This is a genomic window from Georgenia phoenicis (genome assembly GCF_047302425.1).
Classification (GTDB): domain Bacteria; phylum Actinomycetota; class Actinomycetes; order Actinomycetales; family Actinomycetaceae; genus Oceanitalea.
Genome location: NZ_CP154855.1, coordinates 1650910 through 1667696, shown reverse-complemented (window position 1 = coordinate 1667696; position 16787 = coordinate 1650910). Strand labels below are relative to the sequence as shown.

The 16787-nt window shown below is 73.4% G+C and carries 17 protein-coding genes; 7 read left to right on the top strand and 10 right to left on the bottom strand.

The genetic code is table 11. The annotated features are described in order from the left end of the window. Positions 1-115: 115 nt before the first annotated feature. The gene (locus tag AA0005_RS07885; RefSeq protein WP_413452861.1) at positions 116-649 is read right to left on the bottom strand and encodes an acyl-CoA thioesterase; all 534 of its coding nucleotides are present in this window, start codon (positions 647-649) and stop codon (positions 116-118) included. Between the two features lie 114 nt (positions 650-763). Here AA0005_RS07885 and AA0005_RS07880 point away from each other — a divergent pair, with 114 nt between their 5' ends. Next, positions 764-1849, top strand: coding sequence for an excalibur calcium-binding domain-containing protein (locus AA0005_RS07880; protein WP_413452860.1), 1086 nt, complete (start codon positions 764-766; stop codon positions 1847-1849). A gap of 189 nt (positions 1850-2038) precedes the next feature. Next, positions 2039-2455, top strand: coding sequence for a CBS domain-containing protein (locus AA0005_RS07875; protein WP_413452859.1), 417 nt, complete (start codon positions 2039-2041; stop codon positions 2453-2455). 18 nt (positions 2456-2473) lie between these two features. Here the strand turns inward: AA0005_RS07875 and AA0005_RS07870 are convergent, their stop codons facing one another. Then, positions 2474-3370 (bottom strand): cytochrome b/b6 domain-containing protein, encoded by an 897-nt coding sequence (locus AA0005_RS07870; RefSeq protein WP_413452858.1) that lies wholly within the window; start codon positions 3368-3370, stop codon positions 2474-2476. A 270-nt stretch (positions 3371-3640) separates the two neighbouring features. On the opposite strand from AA0005_RS07870, the gene AA0005_RS07865 reads away from it, so the two are divergent. Continuing rightward, the gene (locus tag AA0005_RS07865; RefSeq protein ID WP_413452857.1) at positions 3641-3997 is read left to right on the top strand and encodes a hypothetical protein; all 357 of its coding nucleotides are present in this window, start codon (positions 3641-3643) and stop codon (positions 3995-3997) included. 87 nt (positions 3998-4084) lie between these two features. After that, positions 4085-4639: a Uma2 family endonuclease gene (locus tag AA0005_RS07860; RefSeq protein WP_413452856.1), complete on the top strand. Its 555-nt coding sequence runs from the start codon at positions 4085-4087 to the stop codon at positions 4637-4639. Between the two features lie 6 nt (positions 4640-4645). On the opposite strand, the gene AA0005_RS07855 is transcribed toward AA0005_RS07860, so the two are convergent. Genes AA0005_RS07855 through AA0005_RS07840 form a run of 4 tightly spaced genes read right to left on the bottom strand, consistent with a single transcriptional unit; the run spans position 4646 to position 8251 of the window. After that, the gene (locus AA0005_RS07855) at positions 4646-5599 is read right to left on the bottom strand and encodes an LLM class F420-dependent oxidoreductase (RefSeq protein ID WP_413452855.1); all 954 of its coding nucleotides are present in this window, start codon (positions 5597-5599) and stop codon (positions 4646-4648) included. A gap of 23 nt (positions 5600-5622) precedes the next feature. Next, on the bottom strand, positions 5623-6294 hold the full coding sequence (locus tag AA0005_RS07850) for a DsbA family protein (RefSeq protein WP_413452854.1): 672 nt from the start codon (positions 6292-6294) through the stop codon (positions 5623-5625). A 58-nt stretch (positions 6295-6352) separates the two neighbouring features. After that, on the bottom strand, positions 6353-6970 hold the full coding sequence (locus AA0005_RS07845; RefSeq protein WP_413452853.1) for an alpha/beta family hydrolase: 618 nt from the start codon (positions 6968-6970) through the stop codon (positions 6353-6355). Positions 6971-6991: 21 nt separating this feature from the next. Beyond that, the gene (locus AA0005_RS07840; protein ID WP_413452852.1) at positions 6992-8251 is read right to left on the bottom strand and encodes an MFS transporter; all 1260 of its coding nucleotides are present in this window, start codon (positions 8249-8251) and stop codon (positions 6992-6994) included. Positions 8252-8318: 67 nt separating this feature from the next. On the opposite strand from AA0005_RS07840, the gene AA0005_RS07835 reads away from it, so the two are divergent. After that, the gene (locus tag AA0005_RS07835; RefSeq protein ID WP_413452851.1) at positions 8319-9161 is read left to right on the top strand and encodes an SMP-30/gluconolactonase/LRE family protein; all 843 of its coding nucleotides are present in this window, start codon (positions 8319-8321) and stop codon (positions 9159-9161) included. Between the two features lie 4 nt (positions 9162-9165). Next, on the top strand, positions 9166-9504 hold the full coding sequence (locus AA0005_RS07830) for a YnfA family protein (protein WP_413452850.1): 339 nt from the start codon (positions 9166-9168) through the stop codon (positions 9502-9504). Positions 9505-9538: 34 nt separating this feature from the next. Here the strand turns inward: AA0005_RS07830 and AA0005_RS07825 are convergent, their stop codons facing one another. Next, positions 9539-10570 carry a sigma-70 family RNA polymerase sigma factor gene (locus AA0005_RS07825; RefSeq protein WP_413452849.1) on the bottom strand — a complete coding sequence of 344 codons (1032 nt, stop codon included), beginning with the start codon at positions 10568-10570 and terminating at the stop codon, positions 9539-9541. 74 nt (positions 10571-10644) lie between these two features. Next, entirely contained in the window at positions 10645-11115 is a 471-nt protein-coding gene (locus AA0005_RS07820) for a VOC family protein (RefSeq protein WP_413452848.1), read from the bottom strand. 140 nt (positions 11116-11255) lie between these two features. Between AA0005_RS07820 and AA0005_RS07815 the strand changes: the two genes are divergently transcribed. After that, positions 11256-11678, top strand: a complete 423-nt coding sequence (locus tag AA0005_RS07815; RefSeq protein ID WP_413452847.1) for a VOC family protein — start codon at positions 11256-11258, stop codon at positions 11676-11678. On the opposite strand, the gene AA0005_RS07810 is transcribed toward AA0005_RS07815, so the two are convergent. Further along, complete coding sequence (locus AA0005_RS07810; protein WP_413452846.1) at positions 11654-12874, bottom strand: amidohydrolase; 1221 nt, start codon at positions 12872-12874, stop codon at positions 11654-11656. The two genes, AA0005_RS07815 and AA0005_RS07810, sit on opposite strands and share 25 nt — an antisense overlap. A gap of 152 nt (positions 12875-13026) precedes the next feature. After that, positions 13027-16764, bottom strand: coding sequence for an RICIN domain-containing protein (locus tag AA0005_RS07805; protein ID WP_413452845.1), 3738 nt, complete (start codon positions 16762-16764; stop codon positions 13027-13029). Positions 16765-16787: the final 23 nt, after the last annotated feature.

The window sequence follows — 16787 nt, the reverse complement described above, 5'->3', positions numbered from 1 at the left end:
GGGAGACTCGCTGCAGCAGGTCCGCGACCGGAGCGATCCGGCCGGCTGACCACCGCGACGTCCTCACCCTACCCCCACGCGCCCGTCGTGCCTCGACCATCGGGGGTGGGCGATGTCACGCGCCGCGGTGGGCGACGTCGACGGCGCGCGCCCAGCGCACGACGTCGTCGGGGAGCTGCGGGGAGGTGAGCTCGCGGCCGGCGAGGTGCGCGACGACGTGCGGCGCGGGCACCCGCTCCCCCGTCCCGCGGGTGAGGAAGCGGCCGGCGACGATGCCGCGCGCGCAGCGCTCCCCGCGCCGGGTGAAGACCTGCTCGAGGTAGGCGACCCGCTCGTCCCAGCCGATGACGCGCGTGGTGATCTCGACGCGGTCACCCAGGCGCAGGGAGCGGCGGTAGGTCATCGTCGAGGCGGCGACGACCGGGTACCAGCGCTTCTCGCCCAGGCGCGGGAAGCCGCCGACGTCGGCGATGTAGTTGCTGCGGGCGACGTCCATCATCTGGAGGTAGGTGCCGTTGTTGACGTGGAGGTACAGGTCCAGGTCGGTCGGCAGCACGCGCAGCGTGGTGGTCGACGGCGCGAGTACGTCCAGCCCGATCGAGCGGCGCGGCTTCGCGGTGGCCAGGAGGAGGTGGAGCTGGCGGGACATCCCCGCACCGTACACGCGCCCGACTCCTCATCTCCGCCTCGCCACGGCCGATCGTGCGAGCGATGCGGCCGCGCGAGCGGTGCCCGGCCGCGCCCGCTCCCGGAAGGCCCACCCATGTCCGACGCCCGCGCGTTCCTCAGCCATCACAAGCTCGGCGTCGGCATCGTCACTGCCGCCCTCCTCGTCGTCGGCGGTGTCGCCGTGGCCGGCGGCCCGGAGACGAGCACGACCGTGGCGGCGGTCGTGGACGGCCACACGGTCGACGTCGTCGTGGACGGCGAGAAGCAGCGGGTGCGCCTGCTCAACGTCCTCACCCCCGACGCCGGGGAGTGCCTCCACGACGAGGCCGTCGCCTTCCTCGCCGAGCGGATCCCGCCCGGCACCGAGGTGACGCTGGAGTACGACGAGGAGCGGGTCGACAACGAGGGCCACACGCTCGCCGGCGTGCTCGACGAGGGCGCGCTCGTCAACGAGGAGATCGCCCGGGCGGGACTGGGCGTCGCCGTCGTCGAGGAGCCCAACCGGCGCTTCTACGACGCCGTCCTCACCGCGCAGCAGGCCGCCGAGGTCGAGGGGCTGGGGCTCTTCTCGGAGACGACGACGTGCACGCTGCCCGCCCAGGTCCGCGCCTACGGCGAGGAGGTCGAGCAGCTCGAGGCCGGTGTCAGGAGCGGGACGCTCGAGGAGATCGACCGCTGGTCGGCGGAGGCCGCGACGGTGGCCGCCGCCGGTGCCGCCCTCGCCACGCTTCTCGACGGCGACGACACGACCTTCCCGCTCGTCGCGTTCACCGGTGAGCGGTGGACGCTGCGCGACGACGTCGAGGCGTGGACCACGCGGGTGGCCGAGGCCGAGGAGACCATGGCGGACGAGCGGGCCGCGGAGGAGGAGCGGCTCGCGCGCGAGGAGGCCGAGCGGCTGGCACGCGAGGAGGCCGAGCGGCGCGCCGCCGAGGAGGCCGAGCGCGCGGCGGCCGAGGAGGCTGCCCGCGCGGCCGAGGAGGCCGCCCGCGCCGAGGAAGGAGCCCGCGCCGAGCGGGAGAGCGCGGCACAGGCCGAGGCGCCGTCGTCGTCGGGCGGGAGCGCCTACTACAAGAACTGCACGGCGGCCCGCGAGGCGGGAGCCGCGCCCGTCTACGCCGGAGACCCCGGCTACGCCCGTCACCTCGACCGCGACGGTGACGGCGTGGGCTGCGAGTAGGGGACCGGCCCGGCCAACCGCCTCACGGCGAGTGGCCGCTCGTAGCGGCTTGTGTTGGAGCCCGGGGGTGTGAAACCGGGCCGGTCACCTGGTCCAACCACCGCCCCCGCCGCGGCATTCCCGGATGCGCACGCGAGCTGCCCGGCCCACCCTGGATGTGACCGCAGACACACCACCAGGGAGACAGCCATGGCCGGGACCGTCGCAGAGAGCATGACCCCCAACCCCACGACGATCGAGGCGAACCGCACCGTTCGGGACGCCGCCGAGCTGCTCGCGTCGGGCGACGTGGGCGCCGTCGTCGTCGTCGACGACGGCGAGGTGGTCGGGATCGTCACCGACCGGGACATCGTCGTGCGCATCGTCGCGGCCGGCCGCTCCCCCGAGGACCCGGTGCGTCAGGCCTGCAGCCAGGACCTCGTGACGACGACGCCGGACACCGACGCCGCAGAGGCGGTGCGGCTCATGCGCGAGCGGGCCGTGCGGCGCATCCCCGTGCTTCAAGGCGGCAGTCTCGTGGGCATCCTGTCGATCGGCGACCTCGCCATCGACCGCGACCCGACCTCGGCCCTCGCCGACATCTCCGCGGAGGAGCCGAACACCTGACCTGCAGGGGCTGCCGCGCTACCGGGTGACCTTCCCGGTGAGCGCGGCGACCGGCTGGGTGAAGACGGGCTTGGCCAGCACCCAGGCCGCGACCATGAGCGCCAGGGCGATGCCGAAGTAGACGAGGCCGAGCCAGCTGCCGTCGTTGCGGGCGGCGAACATGTGGTTGAGGTTGCCCTGGGCGTCGGTGGCCAGCACGAGCGTCACGTGGACGACCGTGAAGGCGACGAAGTAGACCATGAGCGGGAAGTGCAGCGCCCGGGCCAGGCTCATCGGCACGAAGCGCCAGCTCGCGGGCCACACCGGGGACATCCGCAGCCCGGTGACCAGTGCCAGCGGCGCCGCGACGAAGACGGTGAGGAAGTAGAAGAGCAGCTGGAGGGCGTTGTAGTTGACCCAGCTGCCGTGGGTCGGCCAGTCGAGGGACAGGTACTGGATGCCCACCGACAGCGCGTGGGGGAAGACGTCCCAGCTCGTCGGCACGAGCCGCATCCAGTGGCCGGTGACGAAGATGAGGACGACGAAGACGAGCCCGTTGAGGGTCCACAGCACGTCCGCGGCGAGGTGGAGCCACAGGTTGAGGCTGATGCGCACCGGCTTCTTCCCGCGCGCGGGCCTCCTCGGTTGCCAGTGCCCCTTGGGGCGCTGGGTCGTGCGGATGAGCCAGCCGCTGCGGACGATGAAGACGAGGAGGAAGGCGTTGAGGAAGTGCTGCCAGCCCACCCACGCCGGCAGCCCGACCGGCGCCGTCTCCGGCAGCTCGGTGGTGCCTGGGTAGTCGTTGATGAACCCGGCCACGGCCGGCACCTCGCGCAGCCACCGTGCGAGGAGCACGACGACGACGAGCGCCACCAGCGCCGTCGGCACCATCCACGCCAGCTGCTTGCCCCGGCTGCGCGCAGCACCCTTTGACATGCCTCACCCGTTCCACGACTGGTCCATGAGCGGCTCCCCCGAGCCCGCCCCACAGCCTACGGGCACCGGGCGTCGCCCCCTGCGACGGGCGGTACCCGGCGTTCGGTGCGAACCTGCCGGGAGCCAGGTCGGCAGAGGGAAGGAGCACGAGGTGGCCAGGGACGACGAGGACGGCCGGAGCACGAGCACGGTGGTGCGGGGGCTGAGGAGCACTGTGGGCCGGGAGAGCACGACCTTCGGGTTCTCGATCCTCGTGACGGTGAGCTCGGGATGCTCCAGGCGACCGTGGGTACGCCCGATCCCGGGATGATCTTCCTCTTCGCCACCGGGGCGGTGCTGTCCTTCACGCTGCTCGAGGCGGTGCTCTCCCGCGGGTTCCGCCGTCCGATGCCGCAGCACCGGTCGCACGTCCTGGCGGTGGGCACGAGCCTCAACATCGTGTCCGTCCTCGGCGGGCTGGGGGCGACGTGGCTCCTCGGCACGCTCATGTCCCACGCGGCCGTGTGGGCCTTGGCGCCCTTCGCCGCAGGCGTCGTCTACCTCCTCCTCGAGAGCCTGGAGACGGCGCTGGGCGAGCGTGTGCTCGCCGCCGCCGGTGCCGAGGACGCCGACGACGTCGAACCCTGAGCCCGGGGCGGCGGCGCCGTAGTCCGGGGTGTCCCTGTGCTCCACCCACCAGTGACAGGGACCAGCGAAGGGAGCACGATGGGCGTCATGACGGTGATGCCGCGCACCGGCGAGGAGTGGACGGTCGATGACCTCGACCGCCTCCCCGACGACGGTCTGCAGTACGAGCTGCTCGACGGGCTGCTGCTCGTGACCCCGGCACCCGTGCTGGCCCACCAGCGGGCGATCGGCAACCTCTACGTCGTGCTGCGCGCGGCCTGCCCACCCGGCTACGAGGTCTTCCTCTCCCCCGTCGACTGGCGGCCCGACCGCCGCACGTCGCTCCAGCCGGACCTGCTCGTCGTCCGGAACGAGGACGTGGAGGTCAAGAACATCACCGCGCCGCTCGTGCTCGCCGTCGAGGTCCTCTCCCCCTCCACGCGGCGCAAGGACCTCCTGCTCAAGCGCTCAAAGTACGAGGAGAGCGGCGTGCAGTCCTACTGGGTCGTCGACCCGGCGGAGCCGTCCCTCCTCGCGCTGGACCTCGACGACGACGGCGGGTACGTCACCACGGCGCACGCGCGCGGAGCGGACCGGGCGGCCCTCACCGCCCCCTTCCCGGTGGACGTCGTGCCCGCCGAGCTGGTCCGCCCCGCACCGTAGGGCCCCTCAGCCAAGCAAGTGCGGCCGCAGCTCGGAGCCGAAGAAGTCGAGGAACGCGTCGGGGTCCGGGCCGACGTTCATCGTGACCACGTGGTCGTAGCCCGCGTCGGTGAACTGGCGGATCGTCGTGAGGTGCCGCTCGACGTCGGGCCCGCAGGCGAACTGCTCGCGCACGTCCTCCTCGCGGACAGTGGCCGTGGCGGCGTCGAAGTTCACCGGGTTGGGCAGCTCGGACATCACCTTCCACCCGGTGAGCGCCCAGCGGCTGGTCTCCAGCGCGTGGGCGGCGGCCTCGTCCTCGGTGGCCGCGTAGGCGAGCGGCGCCTCGGCGTACAGCGGCCCGTTCCCGCCCGCGCCGCGGAACTCCTCGATGAGCGAGGGGTCGGGCTCGGTGGTGAACAGGCCGTCCCCGAGCTCGCCGGCCAGCCGCGCCGCCTGCGGGCCGCCGGCCGCGACGGCGATGCGCGGCAGCTCCTCGGGAAGGTCGAAGACGCGGGCGTCCTCGAGCTGGAGGTAGCGCCCGTCGTAGCTCTGGTAACCGCCCTGCCACAGCAGCCGGATGATCTCCAGCGCCTCGCGCAGCATGTCCTGGCGCACGGTCGCCGAGGGCCACGCCTTGCCGACGACGTGCTCGTTGAGCCGTTCCCCCGAGCCCACGCCCAGGGTGAAGCGGCCACCGGAGATGAGCGCCGTCGTCGCCGCGGCCTGGGCGACGATCGCCGGGTGGTACCGCATGGTCGGGCACGTGACGCCGGTGACGAGGCCGATGCGCTCGGTGCGGGCGGCGATGGCGGCGAGGACCGACCAGGCGAAGGGGCTGTGGCCCTGGTTGTCGAGCCAGGGGTGGAAGTGGTCGCTGATCTCGACGAAGTCGTAGCCGACCTCCTCGGCGCGCACGGCCTGGCGGATGAGCTCCTCGGGGCCGTAGGCCTCCGCGGCGAGCTTGTAGCCGAGCTTCATGGCATCTCCTTGTCGGTGCGGGGTCAGTGGGCGCCGGCGGCCTGGCGCACGAGTCGGGCCATCGCGTCGGTGTCGTCGCTGTCGACGACGGGCGCGTCGTCCTCGAGGTGGAACTCGATGCCCGGGTTGTGGACGTCGCTGCCGTCGGCGAGGAAGAAGTGCGGGCTGCCCTGGATCTCCTCCCGGTGGGCGCGGTAGTCGCGCATCATCGGCCCGCGGGCGCGGCCGTCGTCGAGCGCCTCCCGCAAGACGGCGACGTCGACGGAGGGGCAGGACTCGGCGACGTCGAGGATCTCGTGCAGCATGCTCACCGTGCGGCTCTCGGCGAAGAGCGCGCGGCGCAGCGCGAGGTCGAGCTCCTCGGAGGCGGCCGGGCCCTGCGCCTTGGCGGCGTGGACAGCCTCGTTGGCGAGCAGCGTGGTCACGGGCCACTCCGACTCCTTGCCCTGCCAGCGCTGGAAGCCGAAGTCCGGGGCCAGCTCGGCGAAGACCGGCACCTCGTTCGAGACGAAGTCGAGCGGCAGCGGGAAGGCGTTGACGTCCTCGAGCAGGAACAACCGGTGGTCCACGCGGACGGCGTCCTCCAGCCCCGCCTCCGCGCGGGCGGCGTAGAAGCGGTGCAGGGCGAGCGTCGCCCACCCGCACGCGACGTCGGAGTACAGCACGATCGTGCCGGGCTCCACGTGGATGGTCATGGTGCGTCCTTCCGTCGGCTTCCCGACGAGTCTCGCCCGGGTCGGGCGAGCGGGCATCTCACGACGACGGCGTGAGCCCCGTCAGCCACGTGCGCACCGCCGCGCCGATGGTGGCCTGGTCCTTCTTGAGGCTGTGGTCGCCGGCCACGACGACGACGGACCGGTCGGGTCCCTCCGGCGGCATCCCGAAGGCGTCGCGCTCGCCCTGGACGACGAGCGTGGGCATGCCCGCCCCCTCGAGCTCGGGCAGCCGGCTGGGCCGCTCGTTCTTCCCGGGCGGCTGGAGCGGGAAGGCCAGGCACAGGACGCCGACGGCGCCGAGCACCTGGGCGGTGCGGCACGCGACCCGCGCCCCCGAGGAGCGTCCGCCGACGACGAGCGGCAGCCCCGCAAAGGGGCCGGCGCGCAGGTGGAGGGCGACGTCGGCCCACGCGGCGTCCAGCTGCTTCGCGGGTGCCGGGGCACGGCGGCCGGCCACCCGGTAGGGCTGCTCGACGAGTGCGACGGCCCAGCCCAGCTCGGTGGCGACGGCCGTGGCGGTGCGCAGGTCGGGCGCCTCGACCCCGCCGCCGGCACCGTGCCCGAGCATGAGCAGCCCGCGCGCGTCGGCGGCGGGGTGCACGTGCACCCGCGCCGGCCCGTGCGCGGTCTGGATCTCGACGACGTCGGTGCTCACCCCCCGATCGTAGGCGCGCGCCTACGCGGGGCGTGCGCCGTCGTCGGGGGTGGGGACGTCGCGGCTGATGCGGAACTGGCGCAGCGGGCGGTTCACGGCGGCGACGACGACGATGCCCGCCAGGCACGCCAGGCCGCCGGACGCGGCGGCGAAGGCGGCGCTCGTCGCTCCCGCGACGACGCCGGCGCGGAAGTTGCCGATCTCCGGACCGGCGACGCCGATGACGTGCTCCACCGAGGTCACCCGCCCGCGGTGGCTGTCGGGCGTGGCGAGCTGGACGGCCGCACCGCGGGAGATCACGGAGACGGTGTCCGCCGCGCCGGCGACGACCAGTGCCGCGAGCGCCAGCCACAGCGGCCCCACCAGCCCGAAGACGGCGAGCGCCGCGCCCCACGTGCCCGCGGCCCACAGCTGGACCAGGCCGGGCCGGTCGGAGCGGGTGACCGTTCCCGAGGCGAAGCCGGCGACCACCCCACCGACCGCGACCGCGCTGAGGAACAGCCCGAGCGTCTCCGCGTCGCCGCCGAAGCGCTCCTCGTTGATGACGGGGAACAGCGCGATCGGCATGGCGAGGAGGGTTGCGACGAGGTCGGTGACGTACAGGCCGCTGAGCACGGGCCGCCCCACGATGTACCGCATCCCCTCGACGACGGCACGCGGCCCCCGCCCGCTCGCCTGCCCGGTGGGCGGCATCGCCGGCAGGCGGACGACGGCGTAGAGGGCGGCGAGGAACGCGACGGCCTGGACGAGGTACGGCGGCGTGAGCCCCCACTGCCCGAGGACGACACCCGCGAGCGCCGGCCCCACGAGCATCGAGGCCTGGAAGCTCAGGTGCTGCAGCGCGATCCCCGCCGCCACGAGCTCGCGGCCGAGCAGCCGCACCGGGAAGGTGCGCTGCGCCGGTGCGCCGAGCGCCCCGAACGCCGCCTGGGTGGCGACGAGGAGGAGCAGCACGGCCAGCGACTCCAGGCCCAGCAGGGCCTGCACGGCCAGGCCCAGCGCGGTGACGACCTGCGCGACCATCGTCCACCGCACGAGCGAGCGGCGGTCGACGGCGTCGGCGAGTGCCCCGCCCACGAGCCCCAGCACGACGAGCGGCACCGCCCGCGCGAGCCCCACGGCGCCGGTCCACACCGGGCTGTGCGTCATCTCCCACACCTGGAAGAGCACCGCCACCGAGGCGATCTGCCCGCCGACCGCGGACAGCGAGGTCCCCACCCACAGCCGTCGGTACGCCGCACTCACGCGCAGGGGGCGGACGTCGAGCAGGCGGCGCTTCACCGCGCCACGGTAGCCCCTCCCGCGGAGCCGCCCTGACAACGGCCGGAGTGTCGGCAAGACTAGCGGCATGCGAAACGTGGAGCAGCTCACCGACGTCGTCACATTCCACGGCGAGGGGCCGGTGTGGTCCCTCGAGTGGGGAGGCCTGCGCTTCGTCGACATGCACGCCGGCGGGATCCTCACCCTGCGCGACGACGGCGAGGTGGACCGGATCACCGTCGGCAAGGTCGCGGCGATGGTGCGCCCGCGCGTGGACGGGGGCTACGTCGTCGCCACGGAGAAGGGCGTCGCCCTCGCCGACGACATGACCGGCACGCCCACCCGGGAGATCACGCTCACCGACCGCGAGAACGAGCGGATGAACGAGGGCGGCGCCGCCCCGGACGGCAGCCTGTACGTCGGCTCGATGGCCCGGGACGGCTCCGACGACGGCGGTCGCCTCTACCGGGTCCTGCCCGACGGCGGCACGGAGGTCGTCCTCGACCCCGTCTCGATCTCCAACGGGCTCGGGTTCTCCCCCGACCACACCCGCGCCTACTACGCCGACAGCGGGCCGGGCCGCATCGACGTGTTCGACGTCGACGGCGGGGTGCTGGGCGAGCGCCGCCCGCTCGTCACCTTCGGGGACGACGACGGCGTGGGTGACGGTCTCGTCGTCGACTCCCAGGGCACGTTCTGGGTGGCGATGAACGGCGCCGGCCAGGTGCGCCGCTACTCCCCCGACGGCGAGCTGCTCGAGACGATCGAGCTGCCGGTCACGGGCGTCACCGCCTGCACGCTCGGCGGCCCGAGCCTCACCGACCTCTTCATCACGACCTCCCAGGAAGGCGACGACGCACCGCGCGCCGGCGCCCTCTTCGCCGCCGCGGTGGACGTGCCGGGGCTGCCGGTCCTCCCCTTCGCGGGCTGAGCCGGTGGACGTCCTGCGCTCGGTCGCGCTCTTCGGCGGGGCCGCGCTCTTCGAGATCGGCGGCGCCTGGCTCATCTGGCAGGGCGTGCGCGAGCACCGCGGCTGGGTGTGGATCGGCGCGGGTGTCGTGGCGCTCGGGATCTACGGCTTCTTCGCCGCCCTGCAGCCCGACGCGAACTTCGGGCGGATCCTCGCGGCCTACGGCGGGGTGTTCGTCGCGGGCTCGCTCGTGTGGGGCATGGTCGTCGACGGCTTCCGACCCGACCGCTGGGACGTCACCGGCGCGCTGCTGTGCCTCGCCGGCGTCGCCGTCATCATGTACGCCCCGCGCACCACCGCCTGACCCCGGCGCCCGGGCGAGGGGCGCAGCAGCCCGGCTACCGCGGCGGGAGCTCGGGCGGCAGGGCGAAGTGGGCGAAGAGCTCGGGGCCGAAGAAGGCGGTCACCCGGGCCACGCCGTCGGGCCCGGGCACGACGTGCTGGAGCTGGAAGGCGCGGTGCACGCCGTCGTCCTCCCGCATGTAGAGCGCCAGGACCGGCGAGCCGTTCGCGGAGGTCGGCAGCATCCGCATGTCCCCCGCGCGCTGGGCGGGGCACCAGGTGCTGATGAGCGTGCCGACGTTCCGTGCGCCCCGGTACCACTCGGGGTACGGGGGCATCTCCCACACGACGTCGGCGGCGAGGAGGTCGACGATCGCGGCGACGTCGTAGGCCTCGAAGGCCTCGACGTAGGCGCGCAGCAGGGCGCGGCGGCGCTCGTCGTCCGGCAGCTGCGGCGGCTCCTCGGGGTCGATCTCCGCCACCCGGGCGCGCGCCCGCTGGAGGGTGGAGTTGACGCCGGCCACGGTGAGGTCGAGCGCCTCGGCCACCTCCCGGGCGCGCCAGGCGAGGACGTCGCGCAGGAGCAGGACGGCGCGCTGCTGGGCGGTGAGGTGCTGGAGCGCGGCGACGAAGGCGAGCCGGACGCTGTCGCGGCTCACCACCTGGGCGGCCGGGTCGGGCTGGCCCTGGGACCACAGGAGGTCGTCGGGCATCGGCTCGAGCCAGGAGACGCCCACCTCCGGCAGCGGCCGCTCGTGCGGGTCGGCCGCCGGCGCACCCAGGCCGGTGGGCAGCGGTCGGCGCTTGCGGCCCTCGAGGTGGGTGAGGCAGGCGTTGGTCGCGATGCGGAAGACCCACGTGCGCAGCGACGAGCGGTTCTCGAAGCCGTGGAAGGCCCGCCACGCCCGCAGGTAGGTCTCCTGGACGAGGTCCTCGGCATCGTGGACCGAGCCGGTCATCCGGTAGCAGTGGGCGAGGATCTCGCGGCGCAGCGGCTCGAGCAGCTCGGCGACGTCACCCGCCGTGACGGCCGGTCGCGGCGCGGGCTCGTCCGCGAGCGCCGGCTGCTCGGTCTGTGAGGCGGCCATGCCACGACGGTAGGGGCCGCCGTCGGCCCCTGTCACCCCTCCCCGTCTTGTCCGACGGGTGCCGACGACGGCGCTCATGCGGCCGCCCGCTCGATCTCGGCGAGGTCGATCTTCACCATCTGCATCATCGCGGCCGCGACCCGGCCGGCGCGCTGCGGGTCGGGGTCGTGCATGAGCTCGAGCAGGCGGGTGGGCACGATCTGCCACGACAGCCCGTAGCGGTCGGCGAGCCAGCCGCACATCGACTCCCGGCCCCCGCCCTCGAGCAGCCGGGACCAGTAGTGGTCCACCTCGGCCTGGTCCGCGCAGCCGACCATGATCGACACCGCCTCGGTGAAGGGTCGTCCCGGTCCGCCGTTGAGGGCGACGAAGTCGCGCCCGTCGAGGCGGAAGGTCACCGACAGCGGCTGCCCGGCGCGCTCGGGGTTGTTCTCGCCCCACCGCATGACCTCGACGATCTCCGAGCGGGGGAAGACGGACGTGTAGAGCTCTGCGGCCTCCAGGGCCTCGGTGTCGAACCACAGGCAGGTGCTCATCTCGGGCATGGGGTGCTCCTCTCGTCCCCGCTACCGACCGACGACAACGCCGGAACTCATCGCCCGCGCCCGCGACGAGTTCCGTGGCCGGCGCGGGTCGGTCACGGTGAGGGCGGCAGGTGGCCGCCCACCGAGGGAGGACACCCGCCATGGACCGCATGCTCTTCGTCAACCTGCCCGTGCGGGACCTGGCCGCGACGCGTCGCTTCTACACCGGCGTGGGCTTCGCGGTGGACGAGACGTACTCCGACGAGCACTGCCTGTGCGTCGTCGTCTCCCCCACGATCTTCGTCATGGCGCTGGACCACACCCGCTTCGCCGACTTCGTCACGACCCCGATCGCCGACCCGCGCCGGTCCACCCAGCTCATCAGCTGCCTGTCGATGGAGAGCCGGGAGGAGGCCGACGCCTTCGTCGCGGCGGCCCTCGCGAACGGCGGCGGGCGGCACACCTACCCGGTGGCGCCGGGCGAGATGAGCGGCCCAGAGGGCGAGGAGATGTACGGCGCGGCCGTCACCGACCCCGACGGCCACATCTGGGAGCTCCTCTACATGGCCCCCGCAGCGGCCTGAGCGAGCTCGGCCCTGCGCGCGCGCAGCGCGGCGACGTCCTGCTCGGAGGCGGCCACGGAGGCGACGGTCAGGGCCATGGCCGTCCCGGCGTCGAGCATGGTGTCGTAGGCCGGGTCCTCGTCGGCGGCGCGGGCGAAGTCGGCGGTGTGGATGGCCGACTCGGTGTTGGGCAGGCTCACCCACGGGTGGATCGAGGGAACGACGCGGGAGACGTTGCCCATGTCGGTGGACCCGCCGCGCGGGCCGCTGCCCGGGGTGGCGTCGTAGCCGAGCGTCTCGAGCGCGCCGGCCCAGTGACGGCACAGGACGTCGTCGTGGACGAGCGGCTCGTAGACCGGCTCGGTGGGCGCGATCTGGAGCGTCGCCCCGGTGGCGAGCGCCCCGGCCTCGAAGCAGCGGCGCACCCGCTCGAGCAGGCTCTCGTACTCGGGCATGGTGAAGGCGCGGCACTCGAAGTCGACGATCGCCGTCTCCGGGATGATGTTCGTCGCGTCCCCGCCGTGGGCGACGACGGCGGAGACGCGGTGGTCCCCGGGGATCTGCTGGCGCAGCAGCCCGATCGCCACCTGCGCGACGACGGCGGCGTCGGCCGCGTTGACGCCGCGGTGCGGTGCGGCGGCCGCGTGGGACCCGCGCCCGCGGAAGGTGGCGCGGTAGCGGCCCACGGCCTGCGTCGTCGTGCCCTGGGGGTTGAAGCCGTGGTTGGCGGGCAGGGCGTGGACCATGAGCGCGAGGTCGACGTCGTCGAGGACGCCGCGCTCGAGGAGGAGGACCTTGCCGCCGCCGTGCTCCTCGGCGGGCGCGCCGACGACGACGACACGCAGTCCCAGCTCGTCCGCCACCGGCCGCAGGGCGAGCGCCGCCGCCACCCCGGCGCCGGCGATGAGGTTGTGCCCGCACGCGTGCCCCACGCTCGGCAGCGCGTCGTACTCGACGCAGATCGCGATGGTGAGCGGTCCCTGCCCCACGGTGGCGGTGAAGGCGGTGGGCATCTCGGCGACGCCGCGCGCGACGGTAAAGCCCTCCCGGGCGAGCAGCTCGGTGATCGCCGCGGCCGCGCGGTGCTCGGTGAAGGCGAGCTCGGGCCACTCGTGGATCGCGCGGGCCAGGGAGACGACCGCCTCCGCGTGGTCGGTGACGGCGCGGGCGATGGCGGCGCGCGGGCCGCCGGTGGTCGCGAGCTCGGCGCGGTCCATCGGTCCTCCTGCTGACGTGTTTCGGGCCATCGTCCCACGCCACCGGCTCAGTGCCCGAAGGACCTCGGGACCTGCCCGGCGGGATGGCGCAGGAAGGGCCGGTGGCGTGCTCGCCACCGGCCCTCCCTCACTGCTGGGTCACCGCTGGGTCGTCAGCTGATGTTCCGACGACGCAGCGTGGGCCCCAGGCCTCCCGCGAGCAGGGCCACGGTCACGAGGAGCAGCACGGTGACGTCGCCGGCACCGGTGGACGGCAGCCGCCCGCCGTCCGGGTCCTCACCGTCGACCGCTCCCTCGCCGTCCGCCGGGCTGTTCGGGCCCTGCGGCGTCTCGACCTCGCCCGGCGCGTCCGGGGGCGGGGTCGAGCCGTCGTCCTCGCCGGGCACGTCGACCGGCGCGGCGGCCACGACGTACTCCTCGGAGGCGGCCTCGCCGGCAAGGAACCCGTCCGCGCTGCCGGTCACGACGACCTGGAGCGACGAGCTGGCGGTGCCGTCCGGGAGGAGCAGCCAGGGGCCGCTCGCGCCCTGGACGACGGTGCCGTCGAGCACCCACCGGTAGGTGAGGTCTGCGTCGGCCGGGTCGGACTCGACGTGAGCGGCGACCACCCGGCCCTCGACGACCTCGCCGACGAGCTGCGGCTGGGTGAGGAACAGCTGCCGCTCGACATCGACGGTGTACTCACGGGTGACCTCGCCGTCCTCGGACACGACGGTCACGACGGCGCGCGGGCTCTCGGCGGTCGGTTGGACCACCTCGACGGTCGCCGCCTCGTCGACCGCGAACGCCGTGACAACGGGGAGCCGCTCGCCCTCGGCGGTCACCGTGTACTGCGTGACGTCGGGCGCGAACCCGGCGACCGGCGTGCCGTCAACCCGCAGGGCGGCGAGGTCCGCGACGGACGCGGCGCCCGGTCCGAGCGCGAGTACCTCGACCTCGGAGACGACCATGTGGGTGTTGGCCGGGGCGTTCATCACGACCCGCAGTCCAGTGGTCCCTGCTGTGTCGGACAGGTCCAGGGTGACCACCGGAGCGGTCCCGTCCTCCGGAACCACGACCGGCTGAGGGGTCTCGTAGCCCGGGACGGCCTGCCACTCGCCGGCCGCGTCGAGGTACTCGGCCGTGACGCTCTGTGCCCACGAGAGGCTGCTGCCATCGCGGTAGAAGTGGATCGTCGCGGCATGCAGGTCCTCCACCTCGTCGAACTCGTAGGTGAAGGTGTCGGACGTGTTCTTCGTCCCGCTCCTCCAGTTGGACCAGGCCTTGTCGCCGAGCACCTCGTCGCGGGTCCTGTTGACGTCGTAGCCCGGCTCGGTGAAGGTCGCGGAGACCGACGTCGAGTCGAGCGGTGCGATGTTGAAGGGCGCCGGCTCGGTGACGACGACGGACAGGGTCGCGTCCAGCTCCGCCCCGGGCTCGTTCGACCGGGCCGTGCCGGGCACGGTGACGACGCCGACCTCGGCGAGGTCCTCGGCCTCGAGCCCGGTGAAGTCCCAGGTGACGTCCACCGGGAAGGTGATGAGCGAGGCGCCGGTGCGTGCGGGCACCGTCTCCGGTGCTGCATCGGCGACCGCCTCGGCGCTCACACCGGTCCGCACCGTGAGCGACACCGGGTCGGTGAGCGTGTGCCCGCCGACGACGACGACCGCCTGGGCGGGCACCTCGTTGCCGTACACGTCGGTCGCCGTCCCGGTGACCACGACCTCACCTGTGGTCTCCCAGACGTCCTCGCCCGGGAGGTCCCAGACGACGGGGGCGGGCTGACCGGTCCCCCACGTGTAGGTGGGAGTCACGGTCTGCGGGAGGCTGGGCGCGATGCCGGCGAGGGTGCGGGCCTCCACGAGCTCGCTCCCGGTGGCGGCGGTGTCGCGCGCCGTCCAGCGCTGGTGCGCCCCGCCGCCGGAGGTCCAGGTCCCGACCTGGGTGCCGTCCGCGGAGGACTGCCCGTTGACGTCCAGCGCCTGGCTCAGCGCCTCGTTGACGAGGGACCAGGTGGTGCCGTCCTCGGTGGTGAGCATCCATCGGGTCTCGCCCGTGGTCAGGGCCTCCTCGACGGACATGGTGCGTAGGTCCGTGCCGGCCGAGGTGGCCCCGAGGACCCGGCCGTCCTCCGTGGTCAGCACGTATGGGCGGACGTCGGAGCGTACGTCCGTCGGCGCCTCGCGAACGGTCCAGAGCTGCTGCGCCACCTCCTCCGGGGTGGTCGCACTGGACTGGATGACCGTCGTGTGGGTCTCACCGACGCTCAGCGGCTTGCCGCTCTGGACGCCGACGAACTGGTAGGTACCGCCGTCCGTGACGGGCGCGGCCTCGTCGGCCACGCCGGAGACACCGTCGATGACGACGGTGGTGATCGACTCGGCCGGCGCCGACACGGTGACCTGGTCACCGGAGACCGCCTGCGGCGCACCCTCGACGAGCGCGTTGGCGAGCGGGTCTGCCTCGGTGCCCTCGGTGGTGGTGACCGTGCGGACGGTGGCGTCCGGCGCGAGCTCCGCGAAGCGGGTGAGGTCGACGGTGAGGTCTCGCGTCTCCGCGGCGGTGTTGCGGTAGACGAGCGTCACGCTCTCGCCGTCCTCGGAGACTGCCGCGGTGGTCGCGGTGGAGTCGGTCGCGATGATGCGGTCACCGGGCTCGATGTAGTGGGTGAAGTGCTGGACCGCGGCGAACTTGGAGCCCACGATGATCTCGCACTCGGGAACCTGGGGGAGGTCGCCGTCGGCATCGGCCACGCGGCGGGCCGAGCGCCAGACGCCGTCCTCACCGGGAGCGCAGTCGAAGTCGATGAAGACCGAGCCCCAGTTGAGGTTCTCCCCGGTCGGTTCCATGTTGTAGAGGTCCTCGACCGGCTGCCAGAGCACCCAGGCACCGGGTTCGAGCTCGCGCAGGTCGCTCTGGATACGCTCGGCGATGCCCAGGCCGTTCTCGATGGCCGCCGGGTTGAAGCCGTTGTTGTACCAGTTGCCCTCGATCTCGCTCTGCCACAGCCGCGTGTCGGCCGACTTCGCGAGGTCGCGCACGACCCGGCGGTCACCGGTGCCGTAGGTGTGGACGTTCATCTGCTCGACGGCGGCGCGGGCCTCGGGGGTGTAGGCGTTCCAGTTCCGGGCGAAGGTGCTGGGGTTCGTCTCGTCCATCGCCGAGATGACGGCGTCGGTCTCAGCCGTGGAGAGCCGATCGTCGAGCGCGGCGATCATGTCGACCTGTCGCTGCGGGCCGACGTGCATGCCCTCCTGCCGCCCGCCGGTCGGGTTGCCGTTCGGGCCCAGCGTGGTGGACCAGTAGTTGGTGTTCGGCTCGTTGAACGGGTCGATGGTCGCGACGTCGAGGCCGTACTCGTCCTCGAGGAGCTCGGCGACAGTGACGAGGTAGCCGGCGAACTTCTCCATCGCCGCCGGGTTGAGGTTCTCGTCGTTGCCGTTGAAGCCGCCGGAGACGTAGCCGTTCTCCGTCATGAAGTACGGCGCGGAGTTGGCGAAGACCTCCCAGTGGCTGATCCGCTCGTCCTCCACCAGTCGCTCGACCCACCAGCGCTGGGTGGGGTCCGCCGTGAGGTCGTAGTGCTCCGGGTTGTCCGGGTCCCATGCGTTGAGCACCGCGTCGCGGTTCTCCACGGTCGTCGGGGCCCCGTAGAGGTCACCGGTGGTGTCCTCGGCCCAGTAGCCCTCGACGGCGCCGCCGGGGCGCAGGTAGTCGGTGACGTCCGAGGCGTGGCCACCGCCGACGTTGTACCGCGCGATGTTGAGGTTCATGCCGTCGTCGCCGAAGACGGCTTGGTACAGCTCCTCGCGCAGCTCGTCGGGGTAGCCACCGGTCGCGTTGGCCATCCACACCAGGCTGGTCCCCCAGCCCTCGAAGGGCGCCCCGGCGTACCACGGGTTGGGCGTCACGGTGACACCCTCGGTGACCGCCT